The organism is Zobellia sp. B3R18 (assembly GCF_018860715.1).
GTDB classification, from domain to species: domain Bacteria; phylum Bacteroidota; class Bacteroidia; order Flavobacteriales; family Flavobacteriaceae; genus Zobellia; species Zobellia russellii.
Genome location: NZ_JAHKQG010000011.1, coordinates 471,035 through 494,154 on the forward strand (window position 1 = coordinate 471,035; position 23,120 = coordinate 494,154).

Annotated in this window: 22 protein-coding genes; 14 read left to right on the forward strand and 8 right to left on the reverse strand. The window is 39.8% G+C overall.

Features of this window, described 5'->3' with window-relative positions; all coding sequences use genetic code 11:
• Positions 1-172: 172 nt before the first annotated feature.
• The 13 genes from KO513_RS08520 (at position 173) to KO513_RS08580 (ending at position 13,393) form a co-directional block, all read left to right on the forward strand.
• Positions 173-2,569 carry a heavy metal translocating P-type ATPase gene (locus tag KO513_RS08520; protein ID WP_215913036.1) on the forward strand — a complete coding sequence of 799 codons (2,397 nt, stop codon included), beginning with the start codon at positions 173-175 and terminating at the stop codon, positions 2,567-2,569.
• A gap of 136 nt (positions 2,570-2,705) precedes the next feature.
• Entirely contained in the window at positions 2,706-3,140 is a 435-nt protein-coding gene (locus KO513_RS08525; RefSeq protein ID WP_215913037.1) for a doxx family protein, read from the forward strand.
• A 195-nt stretch (positions 3,141-3,335) separates the two neighbouring features.
• The gene (gene ccoS / locus KO513_RS08530; protein WP_215913038.1) at positions 3,336-3,545 is read left to right on the forward strand and encodes a cbb3-type cytochrome oxidase assembly protein CcoS; all 210 of its coding nucleotides are present in this window, start codon (positions 3,336-3,338) and stop codon (positions 3,543-3,545) included.
• 2 nt (positions 3,546-3,547) lie between these two features.
• The gene (gene ccoN, locus KO513_RS08535) at positions 3,548-5,752 is read left to right on the forward strand and encodes a cytochrome-c oxidase, cbb3-type subunit I (protein WP_215913039.1); all 2,205 of its coding nucleotides are present in this window, start codon (positions 3,548-3,550) and stop codon (positions 5,750-5,752) included.
• 5 nt (positions 5,753-5,757) lie between these two features.
• Positions 5,758-5,949: a CcoQ/FixQ family Cbb3-type cytochrome c oxidase assembly chaperone gene (locus KO513_RS08540; RefSeq protein ID WP_215438600.1), complete on the forward strand. Its 192-nt coding sequence runs from the start codon at positions 5,758-5,760 to the stop codon at positions 5,947-5,949.
• Positions 5,946-6,881: a cbb3-type cytochrome c oxidase N-terminal domain-containing protein gene (locus tag KO513_RS08545; RefSeq protein WP_215913040.1), complete on the forward strand. Its 936-nt coding sequence runs from the start codon at positions 5,946-5,948 to the stop codon at positions 6,879-6,881. Before KO513_RS08540 ends, KO513_RS08545 begins: the two co-directional genes overlap by 4 nt.
• A gap of 47 nt (positions 6,882-6,928) precedes the next feature.
• Entirely contained in the window at positions 6,929-8,347 is a 1,419-nt protein-coding gene (gene ccoG / locus KO513_RS08550; protein WP_215913041.1) for a cytochrome c oxidase accessory protein CcoG, read from the forward strand.
• Positions 8,348-8,364: 17 nt separating this feature from the next.
• Entirely contained in the window at positions 8,365-8,811 is a 447-nt protein-coding gene (locus tag KO513_RS08555; protein WP_215438603.1) for a FixH family protein, read from the forward strand.
• Positions 8,812-8,818: 7 nt separating this feature from the next.
• A complete protein-coding gene (locus KO513_RS08560) occupies positions 8,819-9,523 on the forward strand; it encodes a sulfite exporter TauE/SafE family protein (RefSeq protein WP_215913042.1) in 705 nt (234 codons plus the stop codon).
• 27 nt (positions 9,524-9,550) lie between these two features.
• Positions 9,551-10,039: a GTP-binding protein gene (locus KO513_RS08565; protein ID WP_215913043.1), complete on the forward strand. Its 489-nt coding sequence runs from the start codon at positions 9,551-9,553 to the stop codon at positions 10,037-10,039.
• Between the two features lie 66 nt (positions 10,040-10,105).
• Positions 10,106-11,560 (forward strand): vanadium-dependent haloperoxidase, encoded by a 1,455-nt coding sequence (locus KO513_RS08570; RefSeq protein ID WP_215913044.1) that lies wholly within the window; start codon positions 10,106-10,108, stop codon positions 11,558-11,560.
• A 138-nt stretch (positions 11,561-11,698) separates the two neighbouring features.
• Positions 11,699-12,967 (forward strand): acetyl-CoA hydrolase/transferase family protein, encoded by a 1,269-nt coding sequence (locus KO513_RS08575; RefSeq protein WP_215913045.1) that lies wholly within the window; start codon positions 11,699-11,701, stop codon positions 12,965-12,967.
• A 24-nt stretch (positions 12,968-12,991) separates the two neighbouring features.
• Positions 12,992-13,393, forward strand: coding sequence for a group III truncated hemoglobin (locus tag KO513_RS08580; RefSeq protein ID WP_215913046.1), 402 nt, complete (start codon positions 12,992-12,994; stop codon positions 13,391-13,393).
• Here KO513_RS08580 and KO513_RS08585 read toward each other — a convergent pair.
• Complete coding sequence (locus tag KO513_RS08585; protein ID WP_215913047.1) at positions 13,390-13,860, reverse strand: pyridoxamine 5'-phosphate oxidase family protein; 471 nt, start codon at positions 13,858-13,860, stop codon at positions 13,390-13,392. The two genes, KO513_RS08580 and KO513_RS08585, sit on opposite strands and share 4 nt — an antisense overlap.
• Before the next feature lie 234 nt (positions 13,861-14,094).
• Between KO513_RS08585 and KO513_RS08590 the strand changes: the two genes are divergently transcribed.
• Complete coding sequence (locus tag KO513_RS08590; protein ID WP_215913048.1) at positions 14,095-15,486, forward strand: Gfo/Idh/MocA family protein; 1,392 nt, start codon at positions 14,095-14,097, stop codon at positions 15,484-15,486.
• Positions 15,487-15,549: 63 nt separating this feature from the next.
• Here KO513_RS08590 and KO513_RS08595 read toward each other — a convergent pair whose 3' ends face one another.
• The 7 genes from KO513_RS08595 to KO513_RS08625 form a co-directional block, all read right to left on the reverse strand.
• Positions 15,550-16,371, reverse strand: a complete 822-nt coding sequence (locus KO513_RS08595) for a universal stress protein (RefSeq protein ID WP_215913049.1) — start codon at positions 16,369-16,371, stop codon at positions 15,550-15,552.
• Between the two features lie 31 nt (positions 16,372-16,402).
• Positions 16,403-17,764, reverse strand: coding sequence for an oxygen-independent coproporphyrinogen III oxidase (gene hemN, locus KO513_RS08600; protein WP_215913050.1), 1,362 nt, complete (start codon positions 17,762-17,764; stop codon positions 16,403-16,405).
• A gap of 73 nt (positions 17,765-17,837) precedes the next feature.
• The gene (locus KO513_RS08605) at positions 17,838-18,047 is read right to left on the reverse strand and encodes a hypothetical protein (protein ID WP_215913051.1); all 210 of its coding nucleotides are present in this window, start codon (positions 18,045-18,047) and stop codon (positions 17,838-17,840) included.
• 9 nt (positions 18,048-18,056) lie between these two features.
• Positions 18,057-18,563 (reverse strand): DinB family protein, encoded by a 507-nt coding sequence (locus KO513_RS08610; RefSeq protein ID WP_215913052.1) that lies wholly within the window; start codon positions 18,561-18,563, stop codon positions 18,057-18,059.
• A 158-nt stretch (positions 18,564-18,721) separates the two neighbouring features.
• The gene (locus KO513_RS08615) at positions 18,722-19,846 is read right to left on the reverse strand and encodes a glycerate kinase (protein ID WP_215913053.1); all 1,125 of its coding nucleotides are present in this window, start codon (positions 19,844-19,846) and stop codon (positions 18,722-18,724) included.
• A gap of 10 nt (positions 19,847-19,856) precedes the next feature.
• Positions 19,857-21,461 (reverse strand): sodium:solute symporter, encoded by a 1,605-nt coding sequence (locus KO513_RS08620; protein WP_215913054.1) that lies wholly within the window; start codon positions 21,459-21,461, stop codon positions 19,857-19,859.
• 299 nt (positions 21,462-21,760) lie between these two features.
• Positions 21,761-23,071, reverse strand: coding sequence for an MGH1-like glycoside hydrolase domain-containing protein (locus KO513_RS08625; protein ID WP_215913055.1), 1,311 nt, complete (start codon positions 23,069-23,071; stop codon positions 21,761-21,763).
• Positions 23,072-23,120: the final 49 nt, after the last annotated feature.

Below are 23,120 nucleotides of genomic sequence, written 5' to 3' on the forward strand. Positions count from 1 at the left end.
TAACGAATTGAATTGCCGTATTATACAATTTTCACATCTACTATTCATAACTCTATTATTTATACCTGACACTACAAAGGTACCGTTCGTAATCTACACAAAACCTGACAATTGTCATGTTTTTAAACATCTATAACCCGCACCTTTGTAACAGGTATTAGCAAGTGTAAAGATGAATTCTAATAATTGTTTCCATTGCGGTAATGACTGTGAATCCAATGCCATAGTCTTAGATGATAAAAATTTCTGTTGTAACGGCTGCAAGACCGTTTATGAAATTCTATCTAGCAATGATTTAAACTACTATTACGATATACAATCGGCTGCAGGGGCAACCCCAAAAGCTATTGATGGAAGATACGCTTTTTTAGATTCAACAGCAATTACTGAACGTCTTATTGAATTCAATGATGGAGACATCCAAATTGTTAACCTCCATATTCCACACATTCATTGTAGTTCCTGTATCTGGGTGCTTGAAAACCTTAACAAACTAAACGCGTCTATAAAAAGTACGCAAGTAAATTTCCCTAAGAAGACGGTCCGTATTACATACAACAGTGCTGATGTTTCTTTAAAAGAAGTTGTCATTCTTTTAGCAAGGATTGGTTACGAACCCAATATTTCACTAGATGATTTTGATAATAAAAAGAAAGGTGCCGATCGCAGCTTAATTTATAAACTTGGGGTTGCCGGTTTTGCTTTTGGCAATGTCATGTTTCTTTCTTTTCCTGATTATTTTGACCTCTCCTCCAGTGATGCATCGGGCGGTGAGTTCTGGCTCAACAGATATGAACCGGTATTTCATTGGCTCATGTTCCTGTTTTCATTGCCTGTCCTCCTCTATGCAGGTAGGGATTATTTTATATCGGCCTATAAAGGACTACGAAGTAACCTATTGAATATAGACGTACCCATTGCCTTAGGAATTTTGGCACTCTTTCTGCGCAGCACACTAGAAATTACATTTGGCTGGGGAAGTGGATTTTTTGACTCCTTAACCGGTTTGGTCTTTTTCTTGCTCCTAGGAAAATTTTTTCAGCAAAAAACCTATTCTTTTTTATCGTTTGAACGTGACTACAAATCCTATTTCCCTATTGCCATAACCCGTATTTCCAAAGAAGGCAAAGAAGAAACCGCTCAAGTGCACGACATAAAAAAAGGCGACCGATTATTGATTAGAAACGAAGAATTGATTCCTGTTGATGGTATACTGATAAACGGACAAGCCCGTATTGATTATAGTTTTGTTACCGGTGAATCCGAACCGGTTAAAAAAGAATCGGGAGACAAAGTCTTTGCCGGCGGAAAACAGCTTCAGGGTGCTATAGAGATGGAGGCCTTAAAATCGGTTTCACAGAGTTATCTTACCCAATTGTGGGGAAACAGTGTTTTTCAAGAGGATAAAGCCACTAAGTTTCAGACCTTGACCGATAGTATTGGAAGAAGATTCACCATTGCGGTACTTTCCATTGCTTTTTTATCTGCACTGTTCTGGCTTGTATATGACCCAAGCAAGGCTATGAACGTTTTTACGGCTGTCTTAATAATTGCTTGCCCATGTGCGATTGCTTTGGCCTCACCCTTTACCCTTGGTAATATGCTGCGTATTTTTGGCAGGAACAAGTTTTACTTGAAAGATACCAGAACCATAGAACAGCTCGCACAAATAGATACCGCTATTTTTGATAAAACAGGCACCATTACTACTTCTAAAAAAAGTACCGCCACCTATGAGGGAATGCCCCTCTCGGAAGCTGAAGCTTCTTTGCTTAAAAATACCTTGCGAGGCTCTAACCACCCACTAAGTAGAACCCTTTATAACCTGTTGGCCCAGCAAAACATTATTACCCTAGATGAATACGAAGAGCATATTGGCAAAGGTGTGGAGGGCATAAAGGACAACACCCACATAAAAGCAGGTTCCGCCACTTTTGTAGGCAACACAGAAACTGCTGACGCACTTACGACTTCTGTACATGTTAGCAGTAATGACACCTATAAAGGCCGCTACGTTTTTCACAATCAATACCGTGATGGGGTTTCTGAAGTATTCCAAGAAATGTCCAAAAAATTTGGATTGGCCATCCTATCAGGAGATAACGAAGGAGAAAAACCACGATTGGAAAAATTGCTGCCCAAGCTTACGCCTCTTTACTTCAACCAAAAACCACAGCACAAACTGGAGTTTATAAAATCCTTGCAAGAACAAGGTAAAAAAGTACTCATGGTAGGCGATGGACTAAATGACGCCGGAGCATTGGCCCAAGCCGAAGTAGGACTTGCCATTTCCGAAAACATTAACGTTTTTTCTCCTGCCAGTGATGGAATTATGGACGCTTCCAAATTTCAACAGTTGAACAAGTATATCATGGCTTCCAAAAAGGCTATGAAAATTATAAAATTATGCTTTCTCTTATCCTTAATGTATAATATTATTGGTCTATACTTTGCCATTACAGGACAACTGGAGCCTGTAATCGCAGCCATTTTAATGCCTTTAAGTTCTATAAGCGTAGTGGCGTTCGCAACGGTAGCTACCAATGTAATAGGAAGAGAATTAAAATAACCTCTAAAGGCTATTCTTACAAAGGAGAAGAAATTGAATGCAACCGGAAAACTTAACTGTTAAAAAACCAATCCGAATGCTATAAAAAGTTAGGTTTGTAAGGTTCAAAAACCAACTCAACTAGACTAAACAATACATGCCTTCTTCAAAGACAGCTTTGCTATACACTCATTTTAAGAAAATTTCACTCCTGCAAATCTCAATAGGTGTTGTTTACCTATGGTTTGGGAGTTTAAAATTCTTTAGTGATGCCAGCCCGGCCGAAGAAATGGCCAAAGACACCATTAGTGTGCTCACGATGGGACTTATCCCTAGGGAAACCTCTATCATTCTTTTGGCAATTTTAGAAGCGGGAATCGGTATTTTCCTGCTTCTGGATATTTATAGAAAGCAAACGGTAATTATAACCCTTGCCCATATGGTCTGCACCTTTACCTCTCTTTTACTTTTAAGTGAGATATCGTTTACTTCTAGCCCTTTTGCCCCTACTCTCCTTGGCCAGTACGTAATCAAAAACTTGATTATTATTGCGGCTTTAATTTCCATTTACCAGAACACCAAAAAAGCCTAAACTTCTGCTATAGGCCTACTTTCATCTAACTCAAAATCTGTTTTCACTTTTTCCTCACAAATAGTAACGCAACACACATAATAACAGACAATTAACTCGCACACAAATAATCTTCAAGGTATTTATCAAAACCTGATATAAGTCATATTTAATGGCGAAACCGTACCGTAGTTTTACACCATAATTCAGGTAGGTATGAGTGTAATTTATGTGTTATTGGCTATCAGCATTCTTGTTGCGGTCCTATTTTTCATAGCATTTATCGTTTCAGTTAGAAGTGGTCAGTATGATGATTCGTACACCCCTTCTGTACGCATGCTTTTTGAAGATGAATTGGTCTTGCCTAAAAAGACCGTCGCTAAAAAAGTAGAGAAAGAGAAAATCCAACTAAATAAACAAGTATAATTATGGAAGTTCAGCAGTTTTATTACGATAACAAAATCGTGAAAAATTTCCTCTATGCAACCATGTTTTGGGGTATTGTAGGTATGTCTGTGGGCTTATTATTGGCCTTTATGTTCATGTTCCCCAATTTAACCGATGGTATTTCATGGTTAAGTTTTGGTCGCTTACGCCCGTTGCATACCAACGCGGTAATTTTTGCATTTGTAGGAAATGCCATTTACGCCGGGGTTTACTACTCCACTCAGCGTTTGCTTAAAGCACGTATGTACAGTGATTTTCTAAGCAAGTTTAATTTCTGGGGTTGGCAACTTATTATTGTTGCGGCGGCCATAACACTCCCTTTGGGGTATACTAGCTCTAAAGAATATGCTGAACTTGAATGGCCTATAGATATTGCCATTGCTTTGGTTTGGGTAGCTTTTGGGGCCAACCTAATTGGTACCATGATCAAAAGAAGGCAACGCCATCTATATGTAGCTATTTGGTTTTACCTGGCTACGTTCGTAACGGTTGCCGTACTTCATATTTTCAATAATATTGAATTGCCCGTAAGTGCCTTAAAAAGCTACTCGGTTTACGCAGGAGTTCAAGATGCATTGGTACAATGGTGGTACGGCCATAATGCGGTAGCTTTTTTCTTGACTACCCCATTCTTGGGCCTTATGTACTATTTTGTTCCAAAAGCGGCCAACAGACCGGTATATTCTTATAGACTTTCTATAGTTCACTTCTGGTCATTAATATTTATCTATATATGGGCAGGTCCGCACCACCTATTATATTCTGCTTTACCGGATTGGGCACAGAACTTAGGGGTTGCATTCTCGATCATGCTTTTGGCTCCTTCTTGGGGTGGTATGATCAACGGACTATTAACCTTGCGTGGGGCTTGGGACAAAGTACGTACCGATCCCGTTCTAAAATTTATGGTGGTTGCCATTACCGGTTATGGTATGGCCACTTTTGAAGGTCCAATGCTTTCGCTTAAAAACGTGAACGCCATTGCCCATTTTAGCGACTGGATTATTGCCCACGTACACGTTGGTGCTTTGGCGTGGAACGGATTCTTGACATTTGGTATGATCTATTGGTTGGTTCCTAAAATGACCAAGAACAAGTTATTTTCTACCGGCTTGGCAAACTTTCACTTTTGGATCGGAACCTTGGGTATCATTTTATATGCATTGCCCATGTATGTTGCCGGGTTCACACAGGCCTTAATGTGGAAAGACTTTAACCCAGATGGCACTTTGGTTTACGGTAACTTCTTAGAAACCGTAGTAGAAATTATGCCTATGTACTGGATGCGTGCTATTGGGGGCAGCCTCTACATTTTTGGAGCAATAATCATGATCTATAACGTTGTGCGCACTATAAAATCCGGTAGCGTTATTGAAGATGAGTTGGCCGAAGCTGCAGCACTTACTCGTGTTTCAAAACATAGAACAGCTGGTGAAACTTTCCATACATGGTTAGAGCGTAAGCCTATTCAATTAACAATTTTAGCAACTGTTGCTATTTTGATTGGCGGCATTATACAGATTGTGCCGACCATATTGGTAAAATCTAACATACCCACGATTACCAGTGTAAAACCCTATACTCCGTTAGAATTAGAAGGTCGTGACCTGTATATTCGAGAAGGTTGTGTTAGCTGTCACTCACAAATGGTTCGTCCTTTTAGAAGTGAGGTAGAGCGTTATGGCGAATATGCAAAGGCAGGTGAATTCGTATATGACCACCCATTCCTTTGGGGTAGTAAACGTACAGGGCCAGACCTATTAAGGGTTGGAGGAAAATACTCCGATAACTGGCACCTGAACCACATGTACGACCCACAAAGCACCTCATCCGGTTCAATAATGCCTGCCTACGCTTGGCTTATTAGAAACGAGCATGACCGAAGCAATATTCAAACTAAAATGGAAGCCATGGTAACCCTTGGCGTACCCTATACCGAAGACGATATTGCAAATGCCGATGCCCTAATGGATGAGCAGGCAGAAAAAATTGAAAAAAACCTGTACACAGACCCTGATTTTGCAAAAAGCTATGAGGCCGATAAAGCTTATGCCGCCGAAAACGGTGAGGAATTCGTAGAAATGAGAGATCGTGAGATTGTAGCTCTAATCGCTTACTTACAACGTTTAGGCACTGATATTAAGGTGAAGGAAACCGGGGAATTATTATCTGATAACAAAAATTAGAAATCATGTTCAAATTTGTAAAAGGTTACATGGAAACTATAGATGGTGTAGCAACCTACCCCATGATATCATTACTCATCTTTTTTGTGTTCTTCACATTGCTGTTCTGGTGGGTAATCACAGCCTCAAAATCATATATAAAGGAAGTTAGCGAATTGCCTTTAGAAGAAGATAACCAACAAAACCTAGACCTATGAAAAATACATCTACATGGTGGATCAAGATACCGCTCATATTCTTTTTAATATTCGGGTTAACGGAGTTTTTCGTTGATTCCGGTGAAATGCCGGCCTTTATAAAATACCCTATGGTACAGGTGTTCCTGGTTTTTATCCTGTTTTTGCTTATCGCAATTGCGGTAATTACCAGAGCCATTGAAAATGTAATGTTCCAAACACTTTCAAAAGAAGGACAAGAACGTTATCTAGCGGCCAAAAATAAAACCTTTGAGTGGAAATGGGGACAAAGAATCTACCAAAAAATGTTGGGCTCCAAGCCTATTGAAAAAGAAGGCGAAATTATACTAGACCACAACTATGACGGTATACGGGAACTAGATAACAACTTACCTCCATGGTGGGTGTATCTTTTCTATGCTTCCATTGTTTTTGCCGTAGTGTACATGGCCCGTTTTCATGTGTTCAATGACTATGATCAGGATCAAGAGTATGAGCAAGAAGTTGCCGCAGCCCAATTGGAAATAGAGGAGTATAAGAAAAATGCAAAAGATCTTGTTGACGCCAATACCGTTGAACTGCTCACAGATGCAGGAGACCTAAAGGCTGGTCAAACTATTTTTGAAAGCAATTGTGTAGCCTGCCATATGATTGATGGTGGCGGTGGTATTGGCCCCAACCTTACAGATCAAAACTGGATTCTTGGCGGAGGCATCAAAAACGTATTCCATACCATATCCGAAGGTGGTCGTGATGGCAAAGGTATGATTGCATGGAAACAAAACTTAAAACCTGCAGAGATTGCACAGGTAGCAAGTTATGTCCTAAGTTTTCAAGGCACCACTCCGGCAAACCCCAAAGCTCCCGAAGGTGATGTTTGGGTAGACCCCAATGCACCCCAACAAGCTGCACCAGAAGTAGAAATAGATTCTGCTTCGGTTTCCGTAAACTGATTAGTGCAGGGTTCATATGCCCTGTTAGCTGATAAAGCGAAAAGAAAATGGCACAAGACCAAGATAATTTTAGAGATTCAATTGGCACCATCAAAGAAGATGGGAAAAGGGCATGGGTATATCCCAAAAAACCTAGTGGCAAATTTTACAAATACCGTAAATATGTTAGCTACGTGCTCCTTGCATTTCTGATTTTATCGCCTTTTATAAAAATAAACGGCAATCAGTTTTTAATGTTCAACGTGTTGGAAAGACGTTTCAACATCTTTGGTTTTCCTTTTTATCCGCAAGATTTTCACCTTTTCGTTATCTCTATGATCATTGGGGTGGTTTTCATTGCCTTATTTACCGTTGCTTTTGGTCGTATTTTCTGCGGATGGATGTGTCCACAAACCATTTTTATGGAAATGGTTTTCCGTAGGATAGAATATTGGATAGATGGTGATCGCGGTGCCCAAATGCGATTGGATAGACAAGAATGGAATGCCGATAAAATTCGGAAACGGGCATTAAAATGGTTCATTTTCTTTGTCATATCATTTATAATAGCCAATGTGTTTCTTGCCTATTTAATCGGTAGCGACAGATTGATACAATACATTACGGATGGACCAGGGCAGCATATAAGCACCATGGTTTCGCTACTGATTTTTACTGCGGTATTTTATTTTGTCTTTGCTTGGTTCAGGGAACAGGTGTGTATTATTGCGTGTCCTTATGGCCGCATGCAAGGGGTACTTTTAGATAACAAGTCTATTGTGGTTGCTTATGACCATAAACGTGGAGAGGCCGAAAACGGTAGGAAAAAATGGCGTAAGAACGAAAATCGTGAAGAGCTAGGTCATGGTGACTGTATAGACTGCTTTCAATGTGTAAATGTTTGCCCAACCGGGATTGACATTAGAAACGGAACACAGTTGGAGTGTGTTAATTGCACTGCTTGTATAGATGAGTGCGATACCATTATGGAAAAAGTAAACCTTCCAAAAGGTTTGATCCGTTATGCCAGCGAAGACGAAATAACCAAAAAAGAAAAGTTCAAGTTTACGCCTCGCCTAAAGGGGTATACGGCGGTATTGGTCATATTAACCGGAGTACTAATTGGTATGATGTTCTTAAGAAATGACCTTGAAGCCAATATTCTAAGATTACCGGGACAGCTTTACGAACATAAAGAAGGTAATATTATCAGTAACGTGTACACCTATAAATTATTGAATAAAACCACCAAGGCGGTTGAAGATGTTCACTTTAAATTGATATCTCCAAAAGGGGAAATTAAACTGGTGCGCCACGAAAATTTTGATGTACAGCCAGAAGCTTTGGCAGAAGGTACCTTGTTCATAGAAATTAATGCATCCGCTTTAAGCGGAGACAAGAACAACCTAAAAATTGGGGTGTACAGTAAAGACAAATTAATAGAAACTACCACGGCCCGCTTTTTGGCGCCACGTAGTTACAAATAGAACCTAAATAAAAAATCATGAAAATTAATTGGGGTACGGGTATTGTCATAGCTATCATCGCATTTATCAGTTTTATCATGTTTTTTGTGGTCAAGATGACTACCAGCCATGATGCCAATCATGATTTGGTAACCGAAGAGTATTATAAAGCGGAACTTGGTTATCAAAAAGAAATAGACGCGGAGCAAAATGCCATTGACTCCCATGAACAAATTCAATTGGAAAAAACCGCCGACGGATTGTTGGTGATTTTTCCCAAAACATATTCAAACACTACGGTATCCGGTATTGTATCCCTTTACAGACCGTCCAATAAGCACTTGGATTTTGACTTACCCATTAGTCTGTCCAATTCACATTTGCTCATACCTGACAAACGCTTGTTGGATGGTCGTTGGGATATAAAAGTTACTTGGAAACACCAAGGAAAGGATTTTCAATACAAAGAAAGCATAACCTTTTAAGAAGCATATGATCCTATCTGCACTCATATTAGGACTTATGGGAAGTTTGCACTGCGTAGGCATGTGCGGGCCCATTGCCTTTATGCTTCCGGTAGATAGAACCAACAACTTCAAAAAACTCGGCCAGATCTTTATTTATCATTTTGGTAGGCTTATGGCCTATGCCATCATAGGACTTGTTTTTGGCCTTGTTGGAAAAGGCCTGTCCATCTTTGGCGCCCAACAGAAACTCTCTATTGCCGTAGGTGTTTTAATGATTTTGCTTGTATTGATTCCCTATAAAACATTCAATAAATACAATTTATCCAAACCCATTTACAAAGTCATATCAAAGGTTAAGAACCAACTTGGAAAAGAACTGAAGAAAAAATCGGCAGATACCTTTTTGACTATTGGATTCTTAAACGGATTTTTACCTTGTGGTCTGGTCTATATGGCACTTTTTGGAGCAATTGCCATGGGCAACACTTTACAAGGTGGTCTTTACATGATGTTATTTGGACTAGGAACTATTCCTCTTATGACAACGGTAATCTATTTTAGTGGTTTACTAAAAGGAAGCGTACGCCAAAAAGTACAAAAAGCTATTCCCGTTTTTGTAGTGGTCATAGGTTTACTTTTTATCCTTAGAGGTCTTGGACTGGGTATTCCATACGTATCCCCTGCTCCTGTAACTCAATTAGCTTCAAGTGCTATAGAATGCCATAATTAAGGGCCTCGGCCATAAAACCATTCTCTTATGAAACCGCTACCCAACGAAATTATACTTCGCCCAAGGTTTCAATTGGATGTGTCCGAAACCAAAGAGTTGGTACTCCAAAAATTTGAGACCGCCGCATACCCTCCTTTTCTAGTTAAAAGGCTTGACGAACATGTTTTTATCAAATTTGATTTTAAAAACAATCATTTTTGGTCGCCTCAACTCCATTTACAGATAGATGAATTAGATGAAACCAATTGTCGTATCTACGGTGTTTTTGGCCCAAACCCAACCTTATGGACCTTCTTTATGTTCGTACATTTTATAATAGCCTGTTTATTCATCATTTTGGGAATTTGGGCCTATTCAAGCTCTTCCTTAGACAAACCTTATCATTTACAGTTAGGGCTAATGATAACATTGATAGTGCTATGGTTCGCTCTATATTTTTTCGGAAGGGGCGGCAAACAAAAAGGAAAACCCCAAATGAAAGAATTATATGCCTTTATGACGAAAGTTCTTACGTGATAAATTTTTGAGATTTTAAGGCCTTCCTTATATTTGAAAGTTAACAACAACCTAACAATCAATCAAATGAAACGTATTTTAATGCTAACCCTTACCGTAGGGTTATTATACTCCGGCGTAGCATTCGCCCAAAAAAATCAAGAAGAACCAAGAGGAACGGAAAACATAGCCTATAAGTGGGGCAAAATGGCATTGGATGCAACAGCTTCGGACACCGAAAAATTTAAACCTAGGCCCACCATAACCTCCCGTTACCTAGGTCTCATTTTCGTTTCTATTTTTGACGCATGGTCTAGATATGACAAAAACGCTATACCTGTTTATCTGAAAGGCGTAGACCGTAGGCCCGCAGATGAGCAAAATCTAAAAAACAAAGAGATTGCCATTAGCTATGCCGCTTTTGGAGCCATGAAGGAATACTATTATTCAGATACGGAAATGTTCCGGAAATTTATGGTTGACTTAGGGCTTGACCCAGATAATACTTCAATGGACCCAAACACTCCCGAAGGGGTTGGGAATTTGGCCGCAAAGGCCACTATTGAAGCTAGAAAAAATGATGGTAGTAATCAATATGGAGAGGTTACAGGCTCTAACGGAGAACCCTATTTTGATTATACCAATTACAATCCCGTGAACACCGCAGATGAAAATACGGATATTAACCGTTGGCAACCCAAGTATTTCTCCGATGGAAAAGGAGGGCAATATGCCCCAGGTTGCCTTACCCCTTACTGGCAAAAGGTAACCCCAATTACCTTAACTTCAGCGGATCAATTTAGACCGGGGCCTCCCCCAATGGTTGGCTCCGAACAATTAAAGAAAGAAGTTAAGGAAATTGTAGACCTACAAGCCAATCTTTCGGATGAAGAAATTGCGTTGGTTGAATTTATGAGAGACGGACCGCAGTCCGTTCAGCAGGCCGGTCATTGGCTTAAGTTTGCCCAAGACGTTTCTCGTCGTGACAACCATACTTTAGATCAAGATGTAAAAATGTATTTCCTAACGGAAATTACGGCTATGGACGCTTTTATAGCTTCGTGGGATTCAAAAATGTTCTATGATTACGCCAGACCGTATGCCTTAGTTCATGAGTATTACAAGGACCAAACCATTAAAGCTTGGGGTGGACCCGGTAAGGGAATAGTTGAAATGAAAGGACAGGAATGGAGACCTTACTCGCCAGATATTTTTCTATGCCCACCTTTCCCTAGTTACACTTCGGGACATAGTACTATTAGTGGTGGTTGTGCCGAGGCACTTCGCCTTTTTACAGGCGATGAACATTTTGGGGAATCCGTAGAACTTATTCCTGGTTCCCTAACCGAACTGGATTCAGTTCATTTTGGAAAACCGGTTACCATACACTTTCCAACATTTACCGAAACCGCAAACATGGCGGGTATCTCACGCGTAATGGGCGGGTATCATATTCAAGCCGATAATATAGCTGGTCTACAGCTAGGACGGGATGTAGCTTCTCAAGCATGGAAGTTTTACAACAAGCATTTAGGCAAATAAGTAAAATAATTTGTACGATAAGCAAAAATGGGAATCCTAAAGGGTTCCCTTTTTTTTAATGGCACTAGCCAAAATATGATATTGTTCATGTTTTAAAGAGCCTCTAGTATAGATATTTGCATGACAAAATAGATTGTTATGAAAATTGTTTCTAAAGCCGAGGCCGCAGCATCCGTAAAATCCGGAGACCGTGTATTTTTTCAAGGTGCCGCAATGACCCCTAATGTTCTTATAGACGCCTTATGCGATAGGTATGAAGAGTTGAAAGATGTAGAAATTATATCTATTCATACCGAAGGCGATGCCAAATATTCCCGAGCACCTTATAACAAAAGCTTTAGAATGAATAGCTGTTTTGTGGGCAGTAATATTAGGAACATGGTCAATAGTAACTTGGGGGATTATATCCCTATTTTCTTAAGTGAAATCCATCTATTGTTCAGACAAGGCATCTTACCTATAGATGTAGCTGTGGTACAAGTTTCTCCTCCTGACAAACATGGATATTGCTCACTTGGTGTTTCGGTAGATGTTACACTGCCGGCAATTCAAATGGCGAAAAAAGTAATCGCACAGATTAACCCTTCCGTACCCAGAACCCATGGGGATGGCATCATTCACATTAATAATATTGACTGTGCCATTGAGGTAGATCGCCCTATACATGTACATGATATCCTATCCATATCTCCCGTTGAAGCCCGGATAGGCAAAAACGTAGCCGAACTGATAGAAGATGGTGCCACCTTACAAATGGGTATTGGAAGCATACCTAACGCAGTATTGAACAATTTAGGCAACCATAAACGGCTAGGTATCCATACCGAAATGTTCTCAGACGGGATACTGCCTTTAATAGAACAGGGAGTAGTAACAGGGGAGGACAAACAGATAAAAACCGGAAAAATTGTTACCTGCTTTGCCGTAGGGTCACAGAAATTATATGATTTTGTTGACGACAATCCTTCGGTACACTTTAAGGAAGCTGCCTATACCAATGACACCTCCATTATAAGAAAAAATCCAAAAGTAACTGCAATTAATAGTGCTATTGAAATAGACCTTACAGGTCAAATTTGCGCCGATACCATTGGCAGCAGACAGTATTCCGGTGTGGGAGGGCAAATGGACTTTATCCGTGGTGCATCACTTTCAAAAGGAGGAAAACCAATTTTTGCCATGCCATCGCTTACTGCAAAAGGTATCTCTAAAATAACCCCCTTCTTAAAACAAGGAGCCGGGGTAACTACAACAAGAGCACATGTTCATTATGTGGTAACAGAGTATGGCGTAGCGCATCTTTTTGGAAAAAACCTAAAAGAAAGAGCCAAAGCTTTAATTGCCATAGCCCATCCTGACTTTAGACAAGAACTTGAGCAGGCCACTTACGAACGCTTTAAGAACTAAGCCTAATAGTGTATTTTTGGTGTAATGGAAAAAAAGGAAATTAAAAGCAGAGACGATGTACAGCTACTTGTTGAAACCTTCTATGGAAAAATACGGGAAGATGAAACCCTTGGTCCTATTTTTAATGGAATCATTTCTGATTGGGAAGCGCACCTAAAGCTTTTGACCGACTTCTGGGAAACCCAACTTTTTCTGCAGCGCAAATACAATGGCAACCCCGTTACCGCCCATCAAGAAGTAGATGATAAAACTCATGGTACAATAACTTCCGAACACTTCGGTATTTGGTTGAATCATTGGTTTGCCACCTTAGATGAGCTTTTTGAAGGAGAAAGAGCTTGGATTGCCAAAAACAGAGCTCAAAAAATGAGCACCATGCTCTTCATGCAGATGTATCAGCACCGGCAGACAAAACCAAATGCTTAAGTGGTTGCGTTTCTATATTTACCTACTATATCGGAAATATGAATACAATACACTACAGGTGCTTCCTTGGATTCAATTTTACTTGAAAAATCGCCAATAAAATCCACCTTAGTTTTTTCATTTCTATTTAGAAGCTCGTGCACACCATTGGCAAAGGTGTGAAGGTATTTTTTGGCCGTAGGTCCTTTTAATTCTTCAAACGTACCATTAACCTTTACGGAACGCCAATTATGAAAGGCCTCAATATCATCAACTTGTAATGCCACTTGAGAATAGTTACGCATAGATTCAATTTTATGGCCCTCCCCTGAGTAACTTATCAAACATTTATTTTCCCTATCATAAAAATAGGTAACTGGAACAATATGCGGACTCCTGCCTGCCACATAGGCCAAATGACCTATACAATGATCACTTAAAAATTGCATGCAATCATCCTGTTTCATTTCACTAACTAATTTTGCCATAACTGTTTTGTTTTGATTGCCATAACTGTTTCTTACTAGTAAATATAACAAGTTTGCAAATGGAATGCTATGATAATTATCAGTTTACGGAAAGTAATCCGTTTTAATAGTTCTTTTATATAAAACCACATACGCCTAGAATGCTCATTTTGGCAATATCCATGATTTGCAGTAGCGATAACAATTGTCTAAATTACACTTCCAAACCACCTAATCAGTAATCGTCCTCAAAACATGAAACAAAATTCCTCACGAAGATATTTTCTCAAAAAAGCCGCTTTAGGTTCTGCTGCAGTAACCTCTGCCCCATTTATTTTATCGGCATCTAAAGATGAAAGCTTCCTAATGCAACGTGCATATGAAACCAGTGTATTCACGTCTAACGACCAAATAAACCTTGCCCTAATCGGAACCGGTATCCAAGGCATTTTTGATACTCAGGCGGCACTTACCGTTTCCGGTGTAAAACTGGTTGCCGCATGCGACCTCTACACCAGCAGGCTGGAAAGGGCCAAAGAATTATGGGGCGAAGCAATTTTTACGACCCGGGATTATAGAGAAATTTTAAATAGAAAAGATATTGATGCCGTTATCATCGCCACCCCTGACCATTGGCACCAGAAAATAGTGATAGATGCCCTACAGGCCGGTAAACACGTTTATTGCGAAAAGCCTATGGTTCAGCAGTGGGAAGAAGGCCAAGCTATTATTTCTGCCCAAAAAGCATCCGGGAAAATATGTCAAGTAGGTAGCCAAGGAATGTCGTCCTTAGGAAATGAAAAAGCCAAGCAATTGTACAAGGAAGGTGCCATTGGCGATATTGTAATGTTGGACTTCTACAATGACCGTTATTCAGCGGAAGGTGCTTGGCAGTACCCTATTCCACCAAATGTCAGCAAAAAGAATGTTGATTTTGACACATTTCTTGGGAAAGCCCCCAAAGTTCCTTTTGAGCCCAAACGATTCTTTAGATGGAGAAATTACAGAGATTATGGAACCGGTGTTGCAGGTGACCTCTTTGTTCATGCCTTTTCCACTTTGAACCACGTAATTGATTCCCACGGTCCTAACCGAGCCATGGCTACAGGAGGATTGCGATACTGGAAAGACGGCAGGGATGTGCCTGATGTCAGCATTACGCTTTACGACTATCCAAAAACTGAAACCCATTCCGCTTTCAACGCTGCGTTTCGTATCAACTTCATTGCCGGAAGCGGCGGTGGTAGCGGTTTTAAACTGATCGGCACCGAAGGAGAAATGGAAATCGGCCAAAATTCCGTTTCCCTAAAACGCTCTAAACTTAGTCTGGTTCCCGGTGGTTACTCTCTTATTTCTTTTCCCGAAGCTATGCAAGAACAAATCAAAAACGGATATGCCCAGCAAAATCTGGAGACCAGAGCCTCCGCTTTAGAAACCGGAACTACCAAATGGCAAGCACCAAAAGATTACAAAGGTGGTCATCACGACCATTTCTATAATTTCTTTACCGCCATAAGAGAAAACGGAAAAGTCATCCAAGACCCAACGTTTGGATTACGGGCCGCCGGAGCAGCGTTACTGGCCAACGAAAGTTATTACAAAAAGGAGCCTGTACAATGGAACCCTACAGAAATGAAGTTAAAATAGGCTACAATAAAAAGGGCGGCCCGTATAAAACGTACCGCCCATAGTTGCGTAGTTTAAGTGCATCTATATTTTAAAGGTCACCACCGGAATATTAGAGTGGTTTACAACATCTTCGCCAATACTTCCCATAAAGAAATGGGCCAAGCCTTTACGGCCATGGGTAGAAATACCAATGGCATCGGCACTATTATTTTTACTGTAGTTTAGAACACCGCGCTCTACACTATAATCATTATATATTTCAACTTGCAACGCTTGGTTTACCTTACCAATAAAGTTATTTATACGCGTATAAATATCATTGGAACTCATAAAATTATCGCCTGGCGTATTAATATACACTAAATCCAATTCTGCGTTAAGCATAGTTGCAAAAGCTTTTGCCTTTTCAAAACCTGCAATACTTTCCTCCTTAAAGTCGGATGCGAAGACAAAACGGTTAATAGTAAAATCCGTAATCTCATTTTTGATAACCAATACGGGAATATCAGCATTTCGCACGACTTTTTCAGCATTGGAACCAATAAAAATTTCTTCTAGACCATCCGTGCCGTGAGAACCCATAACAATGAGTTCTGCATTATGATCGGCAGCAATTTCATTCACCTCACTAAACACTTTGTAATGTTTAATTATGGGGGTAACCTTTAAGCCTTTTAAATAAGGTTTATTAAGAAATTCGCTAAATCTTTTCTCGGCCAATTTTATTAGAAAAACAGTTTGCTCAGGGTGAAATCCCTCCGTAGAAGTTATCATGGCCTGGTTAAGTTCCAACATATGCAGTGCCAAAATTTCGGAGCCGTGTTTCTTGGCTAATGATACCGCCACTTTTAGGGCATATTCTGACTGTTGGGAGAAATCTAAGGGTACAATTATTTTTTTCATGGTATATCTATTTTTAACGATTAGGGCAACTTTAAACGGTCATAGAAAATAATCTTCTTTGGGGCTCTTTTTTATGTAACAGCACATCAAACGCCATACATATATTCCTGATGAAAGGGCGTCCTTTTTCGGTTACCTCTATACCTGAGCAACCTATATTTACCAATTTATCCTCTTCCATAACACGCAGCCTTTCCACCACCTCATCTATTCTTTCAAAACGTTGACTGAACAAACCCCATGAGGTTTTAAAACCGCACATTAAATTTAGGATATGCTTCCTAATTACGCGATCTTCATCCGTTAAGATATGACCTCTATAAACTGGAATAACTCCATTTTCAACCAAATGTTGGTATTCTTCAATACCTTTTACGTTCTGGGCAAAACCGTACCAACTATCACTAATGCTCGAAGCTCCCAAACCAATCATGGCTTGGGTCTTAGATGCGGTATACCCCATAAAATTTCTGTGTAAACTACCGGATTCCATGGATTTGTAAAGTGAATCTGTTGAAAGAGCAAAGTGGTCCATACCAATTTCATGATAACCGACTTCTGCTAACAGGGCCTTACCGGTCTCGTACTGTTGGCGTTTCTCTTCGGCCGTTGGCAAATCGGCATCCTTGTAACCTCTTTGGCCATTTCCTTTTAACCAAGGCACATGCGCGTAGCTATAAAAAGCCAAACGGTCTGGTCGTAATTCTTTTGTGCGCAAAATAGTTTCCTTTACATGTTCCTCTTTTTGAAAGGGAAGGCCAAAAATAATGTCGTGGCCCACAGAGGTGTAGCCAATCTGCCTGGCCCATTGCGTAACATTTTTTACGTTGGCAAACGGTTGTATACGGTGTATAGCTTGCTGTACTTTTATATTGTAATCCTGAACGCCAAAACTTACGCGCCTAAAACCAACATCATATAGCGCCTGTAAATGTTCTTTGGTAGTATTATTAGGGTGACCCTCAAAACTAAACTCATAGCCCTGGGCTTTTTTGGCTAGGCTAAAAATACCTTTGATCAGGTTTTTTAGGTGCTCAGGAGAGAAAAAAGTAGGTGTACCACCTCCCAAATGCAGTTCTTTTATAATTGGGCGTTCCGAGAATAAGTCACAATACAGTTTCCATTCCTTTAATACGGACCGGATGTACGGTTCCTCTACCTCATGCCTTTGTGTAATACGCTTGTGGCAGCCACAAAACGTGCACATGCTTTCGCAAAACGGTAAATGTATATATAAACTTATGCCTTCTTCTGTATTGCTTTCTTCAAAACTTTGGATTAAACTGGATTTCCATTTCTTAACCGAAAAATTATCCATATTCCAGTATGGAACAGTGGGGTAACTGGTATATCTAGGTCCGGCAACGTTATACTTCTGAACTAAACTGCACATAAATTATATCTTGTTTGCTACAAACTTAGTCCAGTTACAATACTTAAAATATGATATTTATCAGGTGCCGAGATTATAGCTCCTCACAGGCAAAACCTTGCTCTTGTAACAGTGAGGCTACCTTAGAGGAATGCTGACAGGTTTCGACCCGGAGGATATTGTCACAATCCTCCAAGTCAAAATTCCATCTACCTTCGGGTTCTACCATACGATTTAAAAAGGGCTTTAAATGCCTTATTTCCTTTCGTTTTCCTACAGTTGTTTTAAAAACTAGAACAGTCATACCCAAGATTTAAGCTTCCGACCTATCATAAAACATGGGCGGCTCAATACCCAAGGCCCGTAAATACACATACCCCTGACCTCTGTGGTGTATTTCATTATCTATAAAATATTGAATAGATGATATGATAGTACCTTCATACTCCCCAAACAATTTAATGGTCTCCTGAAATTTTTCAATTCCTATCTTAGACCAGTTGGCATTGATTTCTTCTGTAGTTTTATCCCAAAGCTCCAACACCTTGCTTTTACTGTTTCCGTGAGCTACCTCTTCCGTAAAAGGCACCGCCGTACCTGTAACTATTTCCTGAATACCCGGCCCCGCAATGCTTAACAATTCATCAACCATTTTTGAAAACGGGCGCATACCGCCAATGGAGAAATCAAAATAATCTTTCTCTGGAAAAGCTTCAATTACCTTTCTGGTCAAAGTTCTATGCCCTTGCCAATGGGCCAATAGTTCGGCAGGAAGAATTACTTGTGCTACTTGTTCGTTAGGAGAAATTGCTGTGTTCATAATTTACATTTTTAAGGTTCGTATTGTATTACAAGAACAAATGTAAAAGGGGGCAGTGACAGCAGTTTGTCAGTAGTAAAATTGAAATGCTATATTTTTTTAAATCGATTAAAACCCACTTCATATTTTAAGCTGATTTAAAGTCGATTACACCAACCCTATTGTATCAGCTTGGCGAAATTATAACTGGCATTTACCAAATTTGAATAACTGGAAGCCATAGCCTGGGGTAAAGTAGAAATTCCCCTTACGATTGAATTTACATAGGCCAAACCAAACTTTTCTTGCTGTTCTATGGATATAGAAACCGAACCACACAGCGCAGCAACCGAAATGTTATTTTTCTGGGCAGAATTGACCACTCCATTAATAGTTTTACCGGATAAGGTCTGTTCATCTAGTTGGCCTTCACCCGAAATAATCCAATCGGCATCTGCAATTGCGTCATCAAAATGAGCCAGTTCCTTTACCAAATCTATACCGGAGGTCAGCTCTCCCCTTAGAAAAAGGATAGCCCCACCCCCAATTCCACCAGCGGCACCTGAACCTTTTATTTTTTGAAGATTTATATCGTAGGTGTCCAACGCTACTTTGGCAAAACTCTTTAAGCCTTTATCTAGAATTTCAATTTCCTCTGCGGAAGCTCCTTTTTGCGTCCCGTATATTTTTGCCGCACCATTTTCACCATAAAATGGATTGGAAACATCGCAAGCAATTTTGAATTTGGCATTGGCCAACAACGGATGCACCTGTGAAGCATCAATACTCTTTACTCTATTTAGACTACTTCCTATAGGCTCTAACTCCTTACTGAAGTCACCTAAAAAACGATATCCCAAGGCATTGGCCATACCCATACCGCCATCGTTCGTGGCGCTTCCACCTATTCCCAAAATAATTTCTTTTGCTCCCCTTTCTAGCGCGTCCGCAATAAGCTCCCCTGTTCCAAAAGTAGTGGTATACATACAATTTCTATCCGCATCCTCTAATAATTTTAGTCCGGATGCTTCCGCCATTTCTATATACGCAATATGAGTTTCAGCCGCATATAAATATGAGGCGTTTATAGGCCTGAATAAGGGGTCGTTTACCGTTATGGCAACCTTCTCCCCCTGTATATAATGTTTAACCACATCAATAGTGCCGTCCCCACCATCGGCCAAAGGCATTTTTAAGATTTCGGCATCATTAAACACCTTCTTTAAACCCTCCTCTACAGCGTCACAAAATTCAAATCCATTAAGGGAACCTTTAAATTTATCTGGGGCTATTATAAACTTCATAAATGTGATTTTAGTTCAAAATACTAGGCAACGAAATACTGAACATTACTATAGCCGCAAAATAGGCTAACAAAATAGCCACCTCTTTCTTCCCGGAATAGTAAACCACCTCCAAGCCTTCATTAACTTCCCTCTTAACCGTATAACTGACCGCAAGAGCTACCAAAACAGTAACCAAACATCCTAGGGCGTTCCACCAGAACCAGAAGATTTGGGGCACATATAACCAAAGATAGATATTAAACAACACCCCAACCACAATTCCAATATTAGCTCCAAGGGCATGTGTTCTCTTGGTAAGAATTGCCAGAATAAATGCCGCCAATATAGGTCCGTAAAAAACGGAACTTATTTTATTAATGACCTCTATGACCGTACCTTCTATATTTCCCGCAAAAAAGGCAAAAAACAGACATACAAGTCCCCAAAAGATAGATAACAGCTTTGAGTAGGTCATATATTTTTTGTCAGCCATATTGGGGTTAAACCGTTTCACAAAATCCTCCATAGTAACTGCGGAAAGGGAATTTACGGTAGAACTTAGAGTAGACATAGCCGCAGACATAATGGCAACGATAAGTATACCTATAACACCATTTGGCAAATATTTTATAATGAAAACAGGCACCATTAAATCTGCCTTTTTTCCTTCCAAGGACGAAATATTGGCTTGATAAACCAGATCCATCTGTTCCTGAAAACTTGCATCCTGAACCAAGAGAGTACCCAATACAAGTCCCATAATACAATAAGTTAACGTAAAGGGAAACCTGAGCAGGCCATTGGCCATCATTAACTTTTTAAGATTGGACATGCTGCTTGAAGACAACAACCGTTGTGACTGGGTCTGATCAGTTCCATAGTAGGAAGCATATAGAAAAAAGCCCCCAATTACCATGGGCCAAAAACCAAATTCGTCATTACCCTCTGCATTTGAAAAACCCCATTTGCTAAAATCAATAGCCGTAACACGGTCCCTATCCACATGGGTCAAAAAATTATCCATGCCGCCCAACTCACTAAACCCGTAGAAAAGACAAATAATAATACCAATGAAAAGAATACTCATTTGGATAACATCTCCCCAAATAACCGCTTTCATTCCCCCTTGGTAGGAGTAAACCATGGTAATCAAACCTATGATCAAAATGGATATCCAAAAATCCAACTGTATGGTTGCTTGTAGAATCAATGCCATGGTATAGACCATTACACCTGTTGCTACCGACCTACTTATTTGAAAGACAAAACTGATAAGCAAACGAGATGAAGCATCAAAACGTTTTTCCAAATATTCATAAACACTTACAATTCCAGATTTATATAAAGTTGGCAGTACTGCAATCAGTAAAAAAGCCATTGCCAGAGGAACTCCTAATTCATAGGCCAGCCATTGCATACCTCCACCATCTTTTAGCCCAACAAAGGCCGGTGCAGATATAAAACTGATAGCCGAAAGTTGTGTAGCCATAGCCGAAAGGCTTAAGGGCAACCAGGATGTTTTTCTCCCCCCTAGGAAATAATCGCCCCCGGAATTATTTTCCTTGAACAAAAAGCCCAGCCCCAAAAAGGCTACTAGGTAAAGAACGATTATGATATAGTCTAAATAATTCATGAGTACAAATACTTTTGGTTTGGTGTCCTATTCTTTATTCTGTTCAACACTCAGAATATGATAAACATTTGCCATACAATTATTTTAGAATTCTAAAAATACAGCAGAAATATCTTACATTTTAATATAATTGACTCTCCATGGCGGAAATTGTATTCAACTAACAATTTACCGCCATTTTGAGTCTCATGAGAACAAGAGACGCTCAACAACTAGCAACCAGTCTACGATAACCGCCCAGGTTATACGCATACATAGACTTGCCTCCTATCCTCAATCTACATTACAACAGAGTACTTTTAACTCTTTAACAAGTCTATTACCAGAGCTGCACTCCACGAGAAGTTATCACCACCATATCCTTTTCTTTTTTCCTCTCTTGTATCTTTTCTACAATCGAAATATTCAAAAAAGCCGTCTCTCTCAATAAGTTCTATGGAATCTTGCTTAACGCGATCTGCAATATCATTGTAACCATAATCCTTTAATCCGCGGTACAACATCCAATTCATATTGATCCACACAGGTCCTCTCCAGTATTTTCTTGGATTAAAACGATCATCAGTAGGATCAAAGGATGCACAAAGGTATTTGTCATCTCCACCAAAGCGATCCATCATGGTATGTACTAATTCCTCAGCTCTTTCTTTACTGGGAATTACAGCGAACAATGGAGAAAAGGAAGATGAGGAGACGTGCCTGATCGGCTTTTCATTCCTTAAATCAAAATGAACATAAGCGCCCAATTCCGTATTCCATAGTTTTTTATTAAAAGATGCAATACTCTTTTCCTGGTTTTTACGCAGGTAGGCTATTTTATCTTCATTACCTCCTATCATTTCATAAAGCTCTATTAAAGCCTGATTTGATTTAATGAGCATGGCATTGAACAGTGGATCTTGCACCAAAAAAGGGGAAAGTTCGGCTATTTTAGTATCATCATAGTTGTTCTCTTTTGCAATATCAATGATGTATAAATAATGGTCGTACTCTCTCTTGGATGGTCTTTCCGAAGCATCAACATGAGTGGTATCCTTTCGTTCAAAAGTATATTCCGGCGGATTCATCGTATCCCAAATATCGTCCCATACCGGAGAGTTGTCCGTTCCGGATTCCCAATTATGATAAATGTAAACCAAACCTTCATTTTGAGGGTCTCGGTTTTCATAGAAATATACATGGTTGTCATATACCTTATCTATCTGCCCTTTTATAAAATTGAGCATATCTTCCTTATCCTCTACAATGTTGAGCATATCCTGTAGAATAAACCCTGTAACCGGAGGTTGGGTCATTCCAGTAGATTTATATTGCTTTGAAGAAAGAGGATGCAGATCCGATCTATGAAAATCATGCCCCGGAAAATAAGAATCATCATCTGTATGAAAAACAATGTGCGGTATAAAGCCATTATCCCACTGTGCATTCAACAAAGTCTCTATTTCCGTTTTTGCGTGATGGGTATTGTAATGGGCAAGGCCAACCGCAATAAAACCACTATCCCATTTCCATTGGAACGGATAGAGTCCCTTACTGGGGATAGTAAAACCTCCTTCTTGAAAATTGGCATCTAAAACGCTAATTGCCCTATTGATTATATTTTCTTTCATAACATGCGTAAGAATAAAACACATTGGCAGCAAGCCACCACCAATGTGC

Excerpts from the sequence above, each read along its gene's own strand:
- ccoG (WP_215913041.1), top strand. The coding sequence starts at position 6,929 with ATGGCACAAGACCAAGATAATTTTAGAGATTCAATTGGCACCATCAAA.
- KO513_RS08595 (WP_215913049.1), bottom strand. The coding sequence starts at position 16,371 with ATGAAAAAAATAATTGTACCCTTAGATTTCTCCCAACAGTCAGAATAT.
- KO513_RS08555 (WP_215438603.1), top strand. The coding sequence starts at position 8,365 with ATGAAAATTAATTGGGGTACGGGTATTGTCATAGCTATCATCGCATTT.
- KO513_RS08570 (WP_215913044.1), top strand. The coding sequence starts at position 10,106 with ATGAAACGTATTTTAATGCTAACCCTTACCGTAGGGTTATTATACTCC.
- KO513_RS08540 (WP_215438600.1), top strand. The coding sequence starts at position 5,758 with ATGTTCAAATTTGTAAAAGGTTACATGGAAACTATAGATGGTGTAGCA.
- KO513_RS08620 (WP_215913054.1), bottom strand. The coding sequence starts at position 21,461 with ATGAATTATTTAGACTATATCATAATCGTTCTTTACCTAGTAGCCTTT.
- ccoS (WP_215913038.1), top strand. The coding sequence starts at position 3,336 with ATGAGTGTAATTTATGTGTTATTGGCTATCAGCATTCTTGTTGCGGTC.
- KO513_RS08580 (WP_215913046.1), top strand. The coding sequence starts at position 12,992 with ATGGAAAAAAAGGAAATTAAAAGCAGAGACGATGTACAGCTACTTGTT.
- KO513_RS08525 (WP_215913037.1), top strand. The coding sequence starts at position 2,706 with ATGCCTTCTTCAAAGACAGCTTTGCTATACACTCATTTTAAGAAAATT.
- KO513_RS08615 (WP_215913053.1), bottom strand. The coding sequence starts at position 19,846 with ATGAAGTTTATAATAGCCCCAGATAAATTTAAAGGTTCCCTTAATGGA.
- KO513_RS08625 (WP_215913055.1), bottom strand. The coding sequence starts at position 23,071 with ATGAAAGAAAATATAATCAATAGGGCAATTAGCGTTTTAGATGCCAAT.
- KO513_RS08585 (WP_215913047.1), bottom strand. The coding sequence starts at position 13,860 with ATGGCAAAATTAGTTAGTGAAATGAAACAGGATGATTGCATGCAATTT.
- ccoN (WP_215913039.1), top strand. The coding sequence starts at position 3,548 with ATGGAAGTTCAGCAGTTTTATTACGATAACAAAATCGTGAAAAATTTC.
- KO513_RS08560 (WP_215913042.1), top strand. The coding sequence starts at position 8,819 with ATGATCCTATCTGCACTCATATTAGGACTTATGGGAAGTTTGCACTGC.
- KO513_RS08575 (WP_215913045.1), top strand. The coding sequence starts at position 11,699 with ATGAAAATTGTTTCTAAAGCCGAGGCCGCAGCATCCGTAAAATCCGGA.
- KO513_RS08605 (WP_215913051.1), bottom strand. The coding sequence starts at position 18,047 with ATGACTGTTCTAGTTTTTAAAACAACTGTAGGAAAACGAAAGGAAATA.
- KO513_RS08610 (WP_215913052.1), bottom strand. The coding sequence starts at position 18,563 with ATGAACACAGCAATTTCTCCTAACGAACAAGTAGCACAAGTAATTCTT.
- KO513_RS08565 (WP_215913043.1), top strand. The coding sequence starts at position 9,551 with ATGAAACCGCTACCCAACGAAATTATACTTCGCCCAAGGTTTCAATTG.
- hemN (WP_215913050.1), bottom strand. The coding sequence starts at position 17,764 with ATGTGCAGTTTAGTTCAGAAGTATAACGTTGCCGGACCTAGATATACC.
- KO513_RS08520 (WP_215913036.1), top strand. The coding sequence starts at position 173 with ATGAATTCTAATAATTGTTTCCATTGCGGTAATGACTGTGAATCCAAT.
- KO513_RS08545 (WP_215913040.1), top strand. The coding sequence starts at position 5,946 with ATGAAAAATACATCTACATGGTGGATCAAGATACCGCTCATATTCTTT.
- KO513_RS08590 (WP_215913048.1), top strand. The coding sequence starts at position 14,095 with ATGAAACAAAATTCCTCACGAAGATATTTTCTCAAAAAAGCCGCTTTA.